Source organism: Consotaella aegiceratis (assembly GCF_036541425.1).
Lineage (GTDB): Bacteria > Pseudomonadota > Alphaproteobacteria > Rhizobiales > Rhizobiaceae > Consotaella > Consotaella aegiceratis.
In genome coordinates this window covers 1-15,511 of sequence record NZ_JAZHFT010000036.1, presented here as the reverse complement: position 1 = coordinate 15,511, position 15,511 = coordinate 1, and the positions used below count along the sequence as shown (strand labels likewise).

17 protein-coding genes and 1 pseudogene are annotated in these 15,511 nt (G+C 68.2%); all 18 read right to left on the bottom strand.

What is annotated here, in order from left to right:
* Nucleotides 1-42: 42 nt before the first annotated feature.
* Nucleotides 43-3,942: a baseplate multidomain protein megatron gene (locus SMD10_RS19515; protein ID WP_331687407.1), complete on the bottom strand. Its 3,900-nt coding sequence runs from the start codon at nt 3,940-3,942 to the stop codon at nt 43-45.
* A 4-nt stretch (nt 3,943-3,946) separates the two neighbouring features.
* The gene (locus tag SMD10_RS19510) at nt 3,947-4,390 is read right to left on the bottom strand and encodes an NlpC/P60 family protein (RefSeq protein ID WP_331687406.1); all 444 of its coding nucleotides are present in this window, start codon (nt 4,388-4,390) and stop codon (nt 3,947-3,949) included.
* On the bottom strand, nt 4,387-5,280 hold the full coding sequence (locus SMD10_RS19505) for a DUF2163 domain-containing protein (protein ID WP_331687405.1): 894 nt from the start codon (nt 5,278-5,280) through the stop codon (nt 4,387-4,389). Before SMD10_RS19505 ends, SMD10_RS19510 begins: the two co-directional genes overlap by 4 nt.
* Entirely contained in the window at nt 5,277-5,912 is a 636-nt protein-coding gene (locus SMD10_RS19500; RefSeq protein ID WP_331687404.1) for a DUF2460 domain-containing protein, read from the bottom strand. Before SMD10_RS19500 ends, SMD10_RS19505 begins: the two co-directional genes overlap by 4 nt.
* Nucleotides 5,913-5,915: 3 nt before the next feature.
* On the bottom strand, nt 5,916-6,476 hold the full coding sequence (locus SMD10_RS19495) for a phage tail tape measure protein (protein WP_331687436.1): 561 nt from the start codon (nt 6,474-6,476) through the stop codon (nt 5,916-5,918).
* A gap of 17 nt (nt 6,477-6,493) precedes the next feature.
* Nucleotides 6,494-6,664 (bottom strand): rcc01693 family protein, encoded by a 171-nt coding sequence (locus SMD10_RS19490; protein ID WP_331687403.1) that lies wholly within the window; start codon nt 6,662-6,664, stop codon nt 6,494-6,496.
* 59 nt (nt 6,665-6,723) lie between these two features.
* Nucleotides 6,724-7,068, bottom strand: coding sequence for a gene transfer agent family protein (locus SMD10_RS19485; protein ID WP_331687402.1), 345 nt, complete (start codon nt 7,066-7,068; stop codon nt 6,724-6,726).
* Nucleotides 7,069-7,070: 2 nt separating this feature from the next.
* Nucleotides 7,071-7,484 (bottom strand): phage major tail protein, TP901-1 family, encoded by a 414-nt coding sequence (locus SMD10_RS19480; protein WP_331687401.1) that lies wholly within the window; start codon nt 7,482-7,484, stop codon nt 7,071-7,073.
* A 106-nt stretch (nt 7,485-7,590) separates the two neighbouring features.
* Entirely contained in the window at nt 7,591-8,001 is a 411-nt protein-coding gene (locus tag SMD10_RS19475; protein ID WP_331687400.1) for a DUF3168 domain-containing protein, read from the bottom strand.
* Between the two features lie 330 nt (nt 8,002-8,331).
* Nucleotides 8,332-8,664, bottom strand: a complete 333-nt coding sequence (locus SMD10_RS19470) for a phage head closure protein (protein ID WP_331687399.1) — start codon at nt 8,662-8,664, stop codon at nt 8,332-8,334.
* Complete coding sequence (locus SMD10_RS19465) at nt 8,664-9,224, bottom strand: head-tail connector protein (RefSeq protein ID WP_331687398.1); 561 nt, start codon at nt 9,222-9,224, stop codon at nt 8,664-8,666. The genes SMD10_RS19470 and SMD10_RS19465 overlap by 1 nt, the downstream gene beginning before the upstream one ends.
* Nucleotides 9,225-9,299: 75 nt before the next feature.
* Nucleotides 9,300-10,559: a phage major capsid protein gene (locus SMD10_RS19460; RefSeq protein ID WP_331687397.1), complete on the bottom strand. Its 1,260-nt coding sequence runs from the start codon at nt 10,557-10,559 to the stop codon at nt 9,300-9,302.
* 57 nt (nt 10,560-10,616) lie between these two features.
* Nucleotides 10,617-11,066 carry an HK97 family phage prohead protease gene (locus tag SMD10_RS19455; protein WP_331687396.1) on the bottom strand — a complete coding sequence of 150 codons (450 nt, stop codon included), beginning with the start codon at nt 11,064-11,066 and terminating at the stop codon, nt 10,617-10,619.
* Entirely contained in the window at nt 11,063-11,410 is a 348-nt protein-coding gene (locus tag SMD10_RS19450) for a DUF6107 family protein (RefSeq protein WP_331687395.1), read from the bottom strand. The genes SMD10_RS19455 and SMD10_RS19450 overlap by 4 nt, the downstream gene beginning before the upstream one ends.
* 141 nt (nt 11,411-11,551) lie before the next feature.
* A complete protein-coding gene (locus tag SMD10_RS19445; protein WP_331687394.1) occupies nt 11,552-12,787 on the bottom strand; it encodes a phage portal protein in 1,236 nt (411 codons plus the stop codon).
* Between the two features lie 329 nt (nt 12,788-13,116).
* Nucleotides 13,117-14,454, bottom strand: coding sequence for a DNA-packaging protein (locus SMD10_RS19440; RefSeq protein ID WP_331687393.1), 1,338 nt, complete (start codon nt 14,452-14,454; stop codon nt 13,117-13,119).
* On the bottom strand, nt 14,451-15,041 hold the full coding sequence (locus SMD10_RS19435) for a hypothetical protein (RefSeq protein ID WP_331687392.1): 591 nt from the start codon (nt 15,039-15,041) through the stop codon (nt 14,451-14,453). The genes SMD10_RS19440 and SMD10_RS19435 overlap by 4 nt, the downstream gene beginning before the upstream one ends.
* 338 nt (nt 15,042-15,379) lie before the next feature.
* A pseudogene (locus tag SMD10_RS19430) lies at nt 15,380-15,511 on the bottom strand (IS5/IS1182 family transposase); the annotation flags it as partial.

The window sequence follows — 15,511 nt, the reverse complement described above, 5'->3', positions numbered from 1 at the left end:
GTCTCCTTTCGTCTGGGTTGGTCGTCTCGTCTGGGTTAGTCGTCAGTTCTGGCGATCGAACCAGCGGCGCCGAGCCGTTCCGGCTCCGTAGCCGACGCTGACCTGAGAGACGGTGGCGGACAGGCGGACCGGCAGGGCGCCGAAGGCCTCGATCTGGTCCGCCGCGTCGACCACCGCACGAGGCGTTGCCGTCTCCAGCGACAGCGTTCGTCCGACCTCGTCGGAAAGCGTTAGCGCATAGCGCTCGTCCTCCTCGCCGAGTGGCACGTCGAGACCCTCCCAGCGGTCGCCGCCGATCCGTGTCCGCCGCAGCCAGGTGATCGTCACGGCTCCGTCCGCCGCGAACGTGGCACACAGATGAACGGGCGACAGCGGCAGCATCGCCCGGCTGCCGAGATTCGTGACCGCCTCGACCCGCGTCGCGGCCTCGATCGGCCGGCCGGAAGGCAAGACCCGCCAGTAGATCTCCCGGCCGATCTCGCTGGTGCGGAGGTCGAGCGCTGCCGTGCCCTCGTCCAGCAGAACGAAGGCGCTGCCTGCCGATGCCCCCACGGCCATGGCATCCTCGGTCCCGCCTTGAGCTCTGAGCAGGCCCGACAGAACGAAGCGCATCGACGCCACCTCCTCCGCCGTCTCGAACTGAAGCACCTCCCAGTCGGCGCCGCCGCTCCGGACGGCGCAGAGATTGCCGCCGGCCAACAGCTGTTCGCGGGTAATCGAAAACAGCGCGCCGCGCTTGAGATCGACGACGATCCGATTGGCCCGGTCGATCAGCCCTTCCGGTCCCGCCTCCAGGGACTCGACCAACGTTCCGACGGTGGCCCGGCGCGCCTGGATCAGGCGTGTCGTATAGTCCGAACCGGTGGCGGACGCCTGAACGGCATAAGGCACCCAGGGCACGGCATGGATCGCGATCCGCGCGGCACTCTCTGGCTCGCCTCCCTCCATGAGCGGCAGGTCGAGCCAATGAACCAGAGGCCGCGACGCAACGGCGGGTGCCTTCGTGCGCGGCGCCGGAAGATCGGCCGTCGTGTCGCGCGTTTCGTAGGCCCGTTCCGGCAGGCGGCGCGCTTCCAGCCGGCGCGACAGACCTGTTTCGATCCGCGTCACCAGCCAGTCGCCGGCCCGCCCGTCGAGCCTGACGACGTCGCCGCTTTCACGGCCGATCTCGGCCGGCGAGATCGCGAACCGCGCACTTTCTCTGGCCCCAAGCCGGTCGGCAAGCACCGATGCGGCCAGGCGGCGCGCCTCGCCTTCGCCAAGCACGACGGGCAGTTCGACCGTCTCCTGGCGCGGATGGTCGGTCCCCGCAAGCAGTGCGTCGGCAGCCCCGGTCTGATAGTCCCGCGAGGGGTCGGAAAACCCGACGACGATCTCGTCCGGCAGTTCGTCCGCCTGCGCCCTGCGATATTCGACGATCGGCGTCTCGTCCGCATCGACGTAGCCGGCAATCGGATCGGCCAACCCGGCCCGGCGCAGCGATCGGAACACCAGCCGATCGCCGCTCGCATAAGCAACCGTCCCGGTCAGCGTCAGCAAATCCTCCAACGCCGCCCGTGCCGAGACCGGGCCGTCGATCAGATAGCCTGCGACCTCGGCGTCGACCGCGCCGACATCGAAATCGGCGAACCCGTGCGCGCTGAGAAGCTCGGCGATCAGATCCCCCAGCGGCGCGCGGCCGAACCGGCCCGAGAGCCAGTGGCCACGCCGCCAGTTGGGACCGTCGCTCCAGATGTCGGTTCGATCGGGAAAGGTCGGATAGGGCCGGGCGTCCCAGGCCCAGAGATGGATCGCGGTCGGCTCCACCATGCGCGTGCCATAGACCGGCGAAACCGGGTTGTCGGCAGCCTCGAAGCCATCCGCCTGCGGATTCCAGAACGCCAGATGCGCCTCGAGAAAACGGCGCTGCGCCAAGCTGTCCTCGGCCCCGCTGGAAGCGTGCGGCAAAGCACTTTCCGCCGATTTGGGATCGACGAACACGTTGGGCTGGTTCGCACCCTTGTCGACGGCGGGACAGCCGAGTTCGGTGAACCAGATCGGCTTGCCTTTCGGCGCCCAGGCGGTCGCCTCGCCCAGTTCCAGGCCGCCGCGCCGCTCGACATGCGGCATGGCCCACCAGTTCCAGAGGTCCTTGGCGCGAAACACCCAAGGCTTTGCGGCCTCCCCATCGGTGATCGGGGTACGCCGGCGCTGTCGGCGGTCCTCGTCGCTTGCATAGTACCAGTCATAGCACTCGCCGCCGCGAATGCCGGCCCGGAGAGCATCCCGATCGTAGGGCGACGGGATGGCATCCGGTCCGCCGTCGGACCAATCGACAGTCCGCCAGTCGGCGATCGGCAGATAGTTGTCGATGCCGACCATGTCGATCGCCGAGCACGCCCAGAGCGCATCGAGATTGTAGAAGACGTCGCCCGAGCCGTCGGCCGGCTGATAGCCGAAATATTCGCTCCAGTCGGCGGCATAGGTGACGAGGGCCTCCGGCAGCACCATCTTCACAGCCTCCGCCAGCGCGATCAGGGCGTCGACGAAGGGGAAATTGCCCTCTGCTCCTCGAATACGGGTCAGGCCGCGCAGCTCCGACCCGATGACGAAGGCCGCAACACCACCGGCCGCCTTGGCGAGATGCGCCTGATGCAGGATCATTCGGCGATAGGACCATTCGTCCGGCCCGTGATAGGAAACCGTGCGTCCGGACAGCGAGAAGTCGTCGACATCGGCCGTGCCGATGAAGGCGGCGATCGCGTCGTCGGCTGCCGTGGTCCCGTCCGGCGAGGTCGCTTCGCCGACCGCAACGTCGAGGCTGATGCGCCCACGCCAGGGATAGGCGCCCTGCTCGGCCGCGCCATAGGGGTCGGCCAACCCGTTGCCCGGTGGGATATCCATCAACAGAAACGGATAGTATGTGACCGCCAGGCCGCGCGCCGCCAAATCCCGGATCGCGCGGACGACACCGGCGTCCGACGGCGTTCCGCCATAGGCCGGCCCGCCATCTTTGGTCGAGATGAGATGAGCGTCGCCGCGCTCCGTCCCGCCGACCCGCCAGGTCTCGCTTTCGTCGCGCAGGCGCGTTTCGACGCCCGGCTTCGATTGGCAGTGGCCGGCGCGCAGATCGGTGCCGAACCATGCGACGGCCAGCGCCACCCGTTGGAGCGCCGGTGCGAGCGCCTGCAATTCGTCCAGTGAGGCCTCGATATCGCTGACGCCGTGCAGGCAGTGGCGGTTGAGGACCTCGTCCTCGCCCTCGTCGAGCGTTTCGCGCACCGGGTCGGGATCGAGCCCGTGTTCGGTCGCGCCGGGGATCAGCGCGACGGCCGTCATCCGGCGTTCCAGATCGCCCACCGGCCGGATCACCTCGCAGGCGATCTGCGGAATGCGATTCCCCCAGCGCTCCAGCGGCATCCGCTCGAACACGATGTAGGCCAGCCCCCGATAGGCCGGCGCGTTGCCTTCCCCCTGCTTGGCCTCGATCAGCGGGTCCGGCAACTGTTCCTCGGTGCCAGCGTAGAGCCGCCAGGTCACCGCCGTGAGATCCAGTTCCTCGCCATCGGCCCAGACGCGTCGGATGCCAGCCACCGGCCCCTCGCAGAGGCCGATCGCGACATTGCCGAAATAGCTGTAGGTGGTGACCTCGACGCCGCCGCCTCCCCCCTTGCCGCCCTGGCGTTCGGTCTCACTCGTTTCCTCAAAGCGCGTCGTCCAGATGACCTGGCCGGCGATCCGCGCCGTGCCGAAGAGCTGTGCCACGCCGGCACCTTCGTCGGCCTCGACGACGCGGCTCGTGGTCAGCCGCGTCCCCTCGACCGAGCGGGTCTGGGAAAACAGCATGTTGTCGATGGCGGCACCGCCCAGCGCTCCGAGCGCACGCCCGGCGATCGCGCCGAAGGGACCGCCGATCAGGCCACCGACGAGCCCGCCGGCCGCTTGCAGGAGAATGGTCGCCATGAGGTTAGGCCTCTGTCGGGTCGGGAAACGAGAAAGCGCCGGCGATACGGCGCGACCAGCCGGGCGTCAGGACGGACGACACCACGGCCGCTCCTTCGTAGGCATGGAACAGCCGGCCGCCGTCGTCGATGATGCCGCAATGCTTGGCCGGCGCGACGCGGCGCCAGCGGAACAGAAGCACGTCGCCCGGCTGTGCTTCGGCCGTTTCCAAGGGTCGCAGATGTCGGCGTGCGGCTTCCAACAGCCGGTCGCGGCCGCCCGTCTCCGCCCAATCGGCGGAATAGGCGCCGGGAGCCTCGGCCTCTTGCCCATAGAGCTCCCGCCAGACGCCGCGGATCAGGCCAAGGCAGTCGCAGCCGACGCCCTTGCGGCTGCCCTGATGGCGGTAGGGCGTGCCGCAAAAGGTGCGCGCGATCGAAAGCGCCCGCCGGCGCGTCGCCTCGCTCACGGGACCACCGGCGAGCCGTCGTTGACGGCGTCCTTCTTGGCGATGCCGAGCGCCGCGTCGGTGCCGGGCAGATGCGGAAAGCCGCGAAAGTTCAGGCCGTTGGCGTAGCGGTCGCGGCAGGTCGCGAAACTCTTGTCGCAGCCGGCAAAGATCGTGAGCTGGTCGCCGGTCTCGATCTCGACGTCCGGCATATCGATCAGCGCGAGTTCGGCCTGCCCGGCTTCTCCGCCGAGCGTGAAGCTGGCTATTGCGGCGCGCAGTCCGACAGCGGCGCCGCTCGTCCATGCCACATGACCATAGCCGAACGGCTCGGCCTCGAGGTCGGGCAGCCCACCGATGCGGCACCAGCCGCCGCGCGCTTCGAGCACGACGGCGGCGATCGACAGGCCCGCTGCCGTCAGATCGATGCCGCAACGGTCATCGCCGAACACCGCATCGCAGCGCCGGCGATAGATCCGGCCTCGCCGTCGGTCGAGCGCCGCGGTGATGTCGCGCAGTTCGGCGCTGAACGCCGTGCCGTCCCGCTTCACCTCACCGAGTTCGGCGACGCCGACGAGGAGATGATCGTCGGGCTGCAGCCAGTTGACGGCGAAGGTCTCGATGCGCGAGCCGTCATAGCGCCCGGCGCGGATGTCGGCTTCATCGATCGCCAGCGACGACAGCGCGCCTTCCACTTCCTGGGTCCCCGCCGACAGGCCGATCTCGGTTTCGGCCTCGCCCGCCGAGAGGCCTGTCGCGGCCTCGAAGGTCGTGCCGTCGAAGGTCAGCGGCTCGTCGTGGTCGGTGAACCCCAGGACGATCCCGTCTCGACGGCTTAGGCGCCAGCAGTTGGCGAGCGTCGTCGACTGGCCGGCGAGATGCGCGGCCAAGGATGCCGGAACAGGTCTCACGGGCGGATCTCCACCAGCGGGATGGACGGTATCTCGCCGGCCTCGAAGGCGGCGAGATTGACGGTGATCTGATCGAGGTCGAAGCGCACCGGCACGTCGAACTCGAAGCCCGCGGTGATCGCGGCTCCATCAAGTGGCGCTTCATCGAAGAAGACCGTTCCCGTGGTCTCATCGACCTGGAATCCGTCGGACATTTCAGTCCCGGCTACGGCGACGCGCACGGTTCCCGCGACGGGTTTCTCGATCGGCCGGGCATAGGCGCCCTCGCCCTCTCCATAGGTCTTCGTCAACGAAAAGACCGTGGTGGTGCCGTCTCCCGTCCCGATCGACTGATCGAACGGCGTCACCGCCATTCCGAAGCGCGTGGACCGATGGTCGAACGGATCGCGAAAGCGGAAGCCCGTCAATTGGCCGCGCCTTGCCTCGAAGAAATCGAGCACGACTGCTAGGTCGGCCAGGCTCTTCACGCCCGAACCGGCGTCGTAGTGCCGGGTCGCATGGCGCTGCCGCTGGTTGCGGCTTTCATATCCGGTCGACAGCCGCACGATGTCCGTGCGCCGCTCCGGGCCGCCGCTTGTGCCGAACGCGATCCGCAGCGGAAAGCGCTCCTCGCTGAAGGATGCGATCGTCATGGCTCAGATCCCTCGCCGGCCACGGCCCACGGCGCGCGCCAGCATCGCCTGGACTTGCGCCTCGGAGCGTCGAAAGCTCGCCGCGTCGCTGGCCGTCACGTTGAAGACGATCGACGATCCGCCCTGCCCGGCTGCCGGCGCCGAAACGCCGAGCGTGCCGTCGGCACCACGTTTCAGCGGCAGAACGGCTTCCGCGCCCGCCTCACCCATCAGTCCGATCCGCCGCGCAGTCGGAAAGTAGGTGGGCGAAGCCACCACGCCGCCCTTGGCGAACGGCAGGATCGAGGCGGTCGTGCCGCTCGTTCCCGACAGCCCGCTCAGGCCCCCGAGAAGACCCTGCAGGAGGCCGGATAGCGCGGTGTCGAGCGGCTTCAGCGCCGCATTCAGCGCGATCGAGGACAGCCGTTGCGCCAGCTGCTTCAGCACGCCCTCGAACGACCGCCCGCCGCTGACCGCGCCCTTGAGCGCGCTGGTGATCGCCGTTCCGAAAGCGTCCGCCCGGATCGTCAGGTCGCCGAGCGCCTTTTCGAAACCGCTCGTGTCCGCCTCGATCGCCACGGTCATCGTGTCGTCCGGTTCCATCACTCACCTCGCATGTCGGGAAATCGCCGCATCAAGTCGTCGAGCGCCGGGCGGCCGAGCGGCGCCAGGGGGTCCGGCAGAAAGAAGGCCAAGGCCTGGGCCAGTTCGCACGGCGTCATCGCCCAGAAGTCTTTGGACGAAAGACGCAGCAGTCCGAGACCGGCGGACATGGCCTCGTCCCACGGAAAGGCCGCACCGAGCTCACTCGCGCCGGAGGCCGATGCGGCGTTCAAGGGTTTGCGGATGCGCGCTCCGCTTCGCTCGTCGCGCCGAAGGCGGCGGTCAGCAGCTCCGCCGCGATCGCCGCGGCCCCCGCCGCTCCGCCATCGATCCGCATGGCCGCCACCTCGGCGTCGGAAACGGGCTCACCCCCACCACGCAAGGCTGCGGCGATGATGCGGATCAGATCCCGCGCACAGAGCCGGCCAGAGCCGAAACGGGTCGCCAACTCGGCGATCGTGTCGTTGGCGAAGGCATCCTCCAGCTCGGCCAGCGCGCCTAGCGTCAAGCAAAGGATGCGCTCACGCCCGTCGATCGTTGCGGCCACCTCGCCGCGCCGTCGGTTCGCCGCCATGGTCAAGCCGCCACGAAGTCGAGCGCGCCGGCCGATTCCAGCGTCATTTCGAAGGTGACCTCGCCATTGTGCTCGCCGGCGAATTCCAGGGCCGTCACCTGAAACGGGCCGGTCACCGTGCCGAAATCCGGGATCATCGCCTGGAAGGGCACGATGCGACTGTCGAAGAAGAGCTGGCGGACCGCCGCATCGGATGCCGCGTCCTTGAAGATGCCCGCCCCCGACAGCGCGGCGCGCTGAATGCCGGCGCCGCCCAGCAGCTCGCGCCAACGGCCGGCGCTCTCGGCATCGGTCACGTCGACCGTCTCGGCATTGAAGGCGATCCGCCGCGTCCTCAACCCGGCCACGGTCATGAAATCCGTTCCACCGTCGGGAACGAGCTTCAACAGCAGGTCCTTGCCTCGTTGTGCCGTCATGATGTCTCCTCTGCAGGCGTTGCGCAGAAACGAAAAAGGGCGGCCCCGCGGACCGCCCTTCGATCAAATCTGTATGGAAGCGTCGGCGGATGCCGACAGGCCGAACCTAGGCCAGCGGCTCCGTCACCGCGCGGAAGCGCAGGATACCATGATAGGTCGGCTCATCCGGCTCCTGCCGCGCCTCGGCATATTGCAGCTGCAGGTTCACCAGATGGTGCCCCTCCACCGGCAGATGGGCGCCGTGCAGCTTGGCGGACACCTTGTCCATGATCTCGTAGGTTTCCTTCTTGCCGCCGCCACGCGCCCAGACATGCAGCGTCAGAATGTGTTCCGACCCGTCCTCGGTGCCGGTGGACCAGTCCATTACCGCCGTGCGACCCAGGGTAAGGTAGGGGAAGCTCGCCCGCTCCGGCGTCCGGTCGAACACCTTGGGGCCGCCCAGCAGAGACAGAACGCCGGGATCGGACGTCAGCGCCTGGAAGATGCTGGTCTGAAGCTCGGAGCTTGGATGGGTCATCGCAACACCTCCTCGTTGGCGTTCACGCGGCATTTACCTTGTTAATATGGCGCGACCGATGCAGCTTGTCATCCACCCCGTTAAACATTCTTGCCGCCGCTCGTTCCACATTAGAATCAAATATTTATGATCGCTCGTCCGGTGCCGGCGGGACATCGGGGACCGGCAGCCGACCGATCGCTCGCCATGACGACGTCTTCGGCAAGCCGCCCCTCAGGCCGAGGCCGCTATCGTCCCAGTCACCGCGTCTAGCGACCGACACGGCCACCGCCAGTGCCGGAATTCTTGCGCGCAGGCGCGTTGCCCGAAAGGCCGCTTTCACACTCAGCTTCACGTTTCTTCCTCGCAGCGGCAGACGAGGTAGCGGCTGCTCTCGTCGGGGTCGTGGATCGACAGGATCGTCAGCCACCGATCTCCGAGAGCGAATGTCATCCCGCGATCGATGTCGTTGCGAAAGCGGCAGGTCACCCGATGCGTGACCGTCGCCTCTCGCTGACCGAAAACCTCGCGGCTCGCGACGCTCACCGGCTCGACGTGGACGGATACCTCCGCCACCTCGCTCCAGCTCGGCGCACCGCCGCCCATGCCATCGGGCACCAGGTCCATTCGCAGGACTCTCGCCCGCTTGCCGAGCAGGCCGGGGTCGAGAAACAGCGTCCCCATCAGAGCCGAACCTGGCGATAGGAGGCGATCAGCGCCGCCGCCGACGCCGGCACGATGGCCGGCTGAGCGGCCGGATGCACTGCGCTTCGAACCTCATAGGACGTCGCCACGATCTGCTTGAGCGCCAGACACAGCGGCTCCGGCACTGTACCGGCGGCAAATCCTGCTTCGAACTCCACCTCGACACCGTTGGTGGCTGCCGCGCGAACCGCCGGGGAAAGGCGCAAGGCTTCCACCCCCAGTGCCCGCCCGATCACCACTTCGTCGAGACCGAACGAAACAGGCTCGCCGCTTCCGTCATAGGCGACGAGCGAGGTGACGGCGACGAGTGGCTGGCGCGCGATCTCGATCCAGCCGGTGCTCGGCACCGGATCGACATAGAGGCGGAAGCCGCGACGCACGAGCACCAGGCCGGTCGCCGCCTCGATCGCCTGACGCGCCGCCCGGATCAGAGCCACTACGAGGTCGTCCTCGTCGGTGTTCTCGATGCGGCACCAGCCCTTGGCGACGGCCAGGCTCACCGGCTCGTCGAGGTCGGTCCCGAGATCGACGATGGTCATGTCGTTTCCTCTCTTCGGCAAAAGGAAAGGCCGGACGTCTCCGCCCGGCCTCCGTGGGATGGCCCCGAAATCGCGTCAGGCGGAGAAGTCGAGGAACTTCGCCGCGTCGAAGTCCTGGACCCCGCCGCCGACCCGCTTCGTCGTGTAGAAGAGGACGTAGGGCTTGGCCGAATAGGGATCGCGCAGCACCCGCACGCCCTGCCGGTCGACGACCAGATAGAACCGGGCGAAGTCGCCAAAGGCGATCGCCTTGGTGCCGGCCGCCATGTCGGGCATGTCCTCGGCCTCCACCATCGGGAAGCCCATCAGCGTGGCGCGGGCTCCAGCACCCGCCGGCGGCTGCCAGAGATAGGCGCCGTCGTCGTCCTTCAGCTTGCGCACCGCGGCCTGGGTGCGTCGGTTCATGACGAAGCTGGCGTTCTGGCGATACCCGGCCTTCAGCGCATAGACCAGATCGATCAGGCTGTCGGCCGCCGTATTGGCCAGGAATGCGCCGTCCGCCCCCGTCGCGACCGTGCCGACCTTGCCCCAGGTCCAGGCGCTCTCGTCGACCGTTGGATAGGTCATGAAACCCTTGGGCTTGGAGTTGCCGTCGCCGTTGACGAAGGCGGCACTTTCCTGCGCGGCGAAGGCCTGTTCCACCTCCTCGCCGAGCCAGCGGTCGATATCGACCGCCGAATCGTCCAACAGCGCGTTGGTCGCCGCCGGCATGGCATAGAGTTCCATGGTCGGAAAGCTCAGCTCGGCCAGCTGCGGCGCACTGGTCTCGGGCCGCGCGTCGGTCTCCGCCACCCAGCCGGTCTGCGCCCCGCTCACGGCGAACGGCTTTTTCAGAACCGAGGACGAGACCATGCGCACCGAGGCGATGGAGCGGATCGGAGAAATCGCGGCGAGACGGCGGCCGATCTCGGTCTCCGTCTCCTCCGGCACCAGGAAGCCGCCATCGGCCCCTGTAAGCCCGGACATCGCCTTTTCCTCGATGCGCCGCAGCCGCTGTTCGTCGCCGCCGCGGATATAGGCGTCGAAGGCCTGGCGATGGTCCGACGGCACTGCGGCCCGCGTCTCGCCGCCGGCCTCCAGAGCGGGCCGCATCTGGCGGAGCGTCAGCCGCTCGAGCCGCCGCTCGTGCTCATCGAGAGCGCGGCCGATGCGGTCGACCTTCTCCTCCGACAGCACGTCGGCGCTCATGCGGCTCTCGATTTCGGCAAGCCGTTCGTCATTGGCCTGCCGGAAGCTCTCCAGCACCGCCATGAACTGATCGAACGCCTGGCCTGCCTCGTTCGACGGCGTGGTCGGCGCCTTCGTCTCCGGCGCATTCAGATTGATCTCCGGCATATAGCCTCCTTGTGCTTGTCGGGTTGCTGAAACATCGGTGCGATGCTGCGATCCGCCTCACGTCCTGGCGAGGCGGGCTTCGCTCTGCATGGGGAAGGTGACGATCGAGACCTCCCAAAGGTCGATCTCGGTCAGGACGCGCTTGCTCCCGGCGCCGCCGCGTCGGGCGTGTCGGGTGCGGAAGCCGATCGACAGGCCGTCGACGGCGCGCGCGGCGATCAGCGCCGCCACCTCGCGGGCGCGGGCACTGGCAAGCGTCAGGCGCCCTTCGACGAAGAGGCCGGTTGCGTCCTCGCGAAGATGCGTCCAGACCCCGATCGGCTGGCTCGGATCGTGCTGCCACAGCATGCGCACGCCCGCCGCCCCGCGCCGTGCCAGAGAGGCGACGAACGCGCCCCGCTCGATCCGGTCGCCAGCCTGGTCGGTCCGCCCGAAGAGGCTGGCATAACCCCGGACGATGCCCTGGAGCTGCGAAGCTCCGCTCTTGGCAAGCAGCGCGCCGGTCATCGTCCACTCCGATCCTGGCTTGCGTCCGAGCGGGTCCGAAACACCTGGTCGGCAAACCGCGACAGGATGCCGAGGGCCCACCAGGCGCACAGGCTGGCAGCTGCCGAGCCCATCATGGCGACCTCTCCGGGAGAGAGCAGCCGGCCGACGCCGAGATGCTCGGCCAGGGCCAGCCCGGCCGGCGTGCCGAAGACGAGCCCCGTCACCAGTCCGGTGACGAAGCGCACCGCGGCCTCGCGGCGCCCATGCGGCAGAAGATAGACGACCGAAATCGCCGAACCCGCGACGGCTCCAGCGAACTTGGCGCCCCACATGATCAGCGTGGTGGTGTTGTGAAGGGTCATCGCGAGCCGGCCTCCATTGCTAAGTGATTGACAAGCCGTGCGTCTGGTCGCATCCTGTCCTCGTCCTGATCCTCGATTTCTGATGATCGCGGGAAAGCGGTGTCGGTCCGTCGGCGCCGCTTTCTCTTTGAGGGGGTCTGTTCAGCCTCGCCCATCGCCCGACCGTTTCGGCCCATAGCCGGTGGCCTCGCGCTTTTCGTCCTCGGTCAGGAAATCGGCGGCTCCGATGCGCGCCCACAGCGCCTCGCGCTCCTGGGAAAGTCCGTCGATCCGGTCGGCGTCGAAGCCGAGCCGGAACTCCGCCTCCCCGAAATGACCGGCCAGCCAGTCGCCGATCGCGCCGGTCAGCCGGGCGATCAGCGGCAGCACCGTCAGGCGATAAAAGGCGCGGTTCGCCTCGGCATAGTTCGCATAAGTATTGTCGCCCGGGATGCCGAGCAGCATCGGCGGCACACCGAAGGCCAACGTGATATCGCGCGCCGCCTGGTTCTTGGCCTCGATGAAGTCCATGTCCTTGGGCGATAGCGCCATCGCCTTCCAGTCGAGGCCGCCTTCGAGCAGCATCGGCCGCCCGGCCCGCGCCGCGCCGGTATAGCCCGTCTCCAGTTCCGCCTTCAGCCGGTCGAACTGGTCGACCGAGAGGTTGCCGCCGTCGCCGGGCTTGTAGATCAGGGCGCCAGAAGGCCGCGCCGAATTGTCGAGTAGCGCCTTGTTCCAGCGCCCCGCCGCATTGTGCAGGTCGAGCGCCGTTTGGGCCGCCGACAGCGGCGCATAGCCCTCGCCATCGCTCAGCGGATGAAACAGCCGGATGTGCAGGAGCGGCCCCGGCCGATCGGCGCTCCCCTCCGCTGGCATCCTCCGCAGCGTCGCGCCCACCCGGTATTCGTAGGCCTCGGGCCAGCCGTCGGCGCCTTCGACGATGCGCATCCGGTCCGGCCGCAGCACATGCAGCGCCCTCGGCTCGCCGTCGATCGCGGTGGCCTCCAGATAGCCGTCGCCGGACAGGAGCAAGTGGCCGCACAGCGTTTCGATCAGCCCGGCGCCGTCCTGGCCGGCATTGGGCCGGCGCAGCAGGCCGAGTATGGCATGTGCCTCGACCTCCCGCGTGCCATCGTAGAGCAACAGCGGGATCGCCGCGGCGGTCTCGGCGATCAGCCGCACCGAGCGATAGACCACCGGATTGTTCATGAAGCCGGCGCGGCTGAGGCTCTGGTAGGAGCGTTCGCTCCAGGCGGCGCCATCGCCCGTTCCGGAAAACAGGAAAGCGCCGGCGGTCAGCGGCACGGCTTTCGTCTCGCCCGGCCGCGGTGCTTCGGCAGCCTTGGCCGGTTCGGCGCGCACGCCGAGCGCGGCCGCGATCCTCGATCGCAGTCCCATGAAGTCGTCCCTTTCGAATTGATGCTGCGCGGTCGGTCGGCGCCGCCGCTATGCGCCGAGCCTTCGTATTTCCGTCGCCGGATCGCATCGCGGCGGCGTTGCAGGTATGGATCCCGGCTCAAGGCCGCGATGACGATAGGGCGAAGCGGGATAACGACAGGACGAAGGTCGCGGTCGATCTCACGCGTCGCATCCGAGGTTTACCTTGCCATCTCCAGCGGTCGTCATCCCAGCCATGAGCCGGGACCATGCGTCTTCGCTCCTCTTGTCCCCGGCGCTGCAAGCACTTCGGCGGCAGCTCCATCGCCAGCTCCCATCGGGACAGCCCCTCACAGCCCGCGCACGCGCGGCTCGGTGACCGGCCGCATCAGCGCCGTTACGGCCCAGACCAGTGCGTCCAGGCGATCGGGCGATCGTCCGCCCGACAGCCCGTCCGGCCCAAAATCGCACAGCTCGTCCTCCAGCGCGGCGAAGCTGCCGGCATGGCGCACCCTGCCCTGCTCGTAGAGCGCCGCCACAGGCTCGGCGCGCAGCCATTTGCCGCGCGTCGCGCGCACCGGTTTGACCGGCACGACCGGCGCCACCGTGCGGATCACCGCCTCCACCATCTCGCCGCCCTGGTTCACCTCGGCGACGATCCGGTCGGCGTCCAGCCGCTCGTAGAGAGCCACCGCTGCCCGCGCCCAATCCTGGGGCTTCGCTGCTCGCCGGCTCGCGTCGGCAAGCACATAAGCCGTTCCATCGGCCGCGAGACCGGCCGCGACGATGCCGCAGGCGTCCGACCGCCTGGTCGAGGTCGCCGGCGGGTCGACGGCCACGACGATCCGCTGCATCTCCGGCGCGGCGCGCACGCGCAGCCGGTCGATCGTCGCGCGATCGAACAGCGCGTCCTCGCGCTCCTCGATCAGCTGTCCGTCCAGTTCCTGCCGCCCCAGCCGCGAGCCGCCATAGCGCGCGGTCATCGCGTCGAGAAAGCCGGACGCCAGGTTGGCGGCGTTTTCCGCCGTCGTCATCTGCGTCACCGCCGTTCCCGCCTCGGCCATCAGCCGCTTCAGCAACGGCAGCGGCCGCGGCGTGGTGGTAAACAGCGCGCGCGGCCGCCCGCCCAGCCTGAGCGCCAGCTGCAGATTGTCGAAACAGGCGTCCGCATAGGTCCATTTCGCCAGTTCGTCGCCCCAGGCCGCCTCGAACTGATAGCCGCGCAGCGCGTCCGGATCCTCGGACGAGAACACCTGCGCCACCGCGCCATTGGCGAAGACGAGGCGCCGCCGCGTCGCCTCGAACACCGGCTTGGTCCCGAACTCGATCGCCTTGAGCCCGCTCTCGCCCTCGATCATCACCTCGCGCGCGTCGCCCAGCGTCTCGGCAACCAGCGCGATCCGTCCGTGCGGCCGCTCGGCAAAGGGCGGCTCGCCCAGCGCCAGGGCCCGGATCCATTCGGCGCCGGCCCGCGTCTTGCCGGAGCCGCGACCGCCGATCAGCAGCCATTGCCGCCAGTCGCCCGGCGGCGGCAATTGTTGCGCCCGTGCGATGCGCGGCCAGTCCGGCAGCGCGCCGCGCAATACGGTCGCCGGCTGCGCCGCGATCTCGCGCTCGATCGCCTGCCATGCCTCGCTTTCGCTCAGGCCACACAGGGCGGCCCGCCTTGCATCGCGCTCGCTCGTCATGCGGACCGGACGGCCTCGGCCCGATCGCCGCCGGCCGCCTCGGCCTCGCCGAACAGACCGGCGCCGTCCAGGCGCTGCGCATCGATCGCCTTCAAACGCTTCATCATCTCCTCGCGCAACCGCAGCGTCTCGGCATCGTCGGCATCGTCCGCGCCGCGCATCGCCAACGCCTCGAGCTGCTTCAGCTCCAGAAGCTTCTCCAGCGTCCGCGTCATCTGGCCGATCGCCTCGATCCGCGCCTTCAGATCGGCCCCGACGCCGGCCGCCGGCTTGGCCCTCGTGAGGGATGCGGCCGCCTTCCCGCTCGAAGCCTTTCCGACTGCCTTGCCAGCCTTGGTGGTGCGCCCGGCCGATTTCACCGACATCGGCCCGCACGTCGGCGGTTGGACGGCCACGTCCGCTCCCGCCTCGGCCCCCGTCTCCGTCGCAGCCCCGACCTCATTCGAAGCGAAACCCTGCCGCGAACTAGGATTGATATCCTCATAGCTCGCCTCGAGCCGCTGCATCTCGACGGTCAGCACCGCCAGCAGGCGATCGGACAACAGCGCGTCGTTCCGCGCATCGCTCCGGTCCTTGACGTTCCTCACCCGCCTCTCCTGAGCGCACGAGACCACCGAGGCTGCGGCACGATCCGCCAGATCGACGAAGCATCGCCGCAAACCCGAATGGTTTCCGGTTTCTATATGAATTGCCTCAGAAACAGATTCGTGCATTTGGCGCCTGGAGGCGACAGACCGATTCCGCTTCGTCCCACCGCCGTCGCGCGATCCGCCTCCGCTTCCGGATACGAAAAAGCGGCGAAGGCCGTCCGCCCCGCCGCCCGCAATTTTTCGACTGTAGCTGAACTCTACCCAAGCACCGTCACGGTGTCAAGGACTTTTTTCCTATTTATAGACGTGACAAAGCATGAGTGTCCGATTCAAAACTAAGCAGATGAATTAGCGAGCCTTGCGACGCGGCGAGCGAGGAGTTGGACCGAGGCGAGGAACAGCCATGCATTGGCAGATGCGATGGTCTGCTCGAAGTCCTTGGCAAGCCGTCGATTGCGATTGAGCCA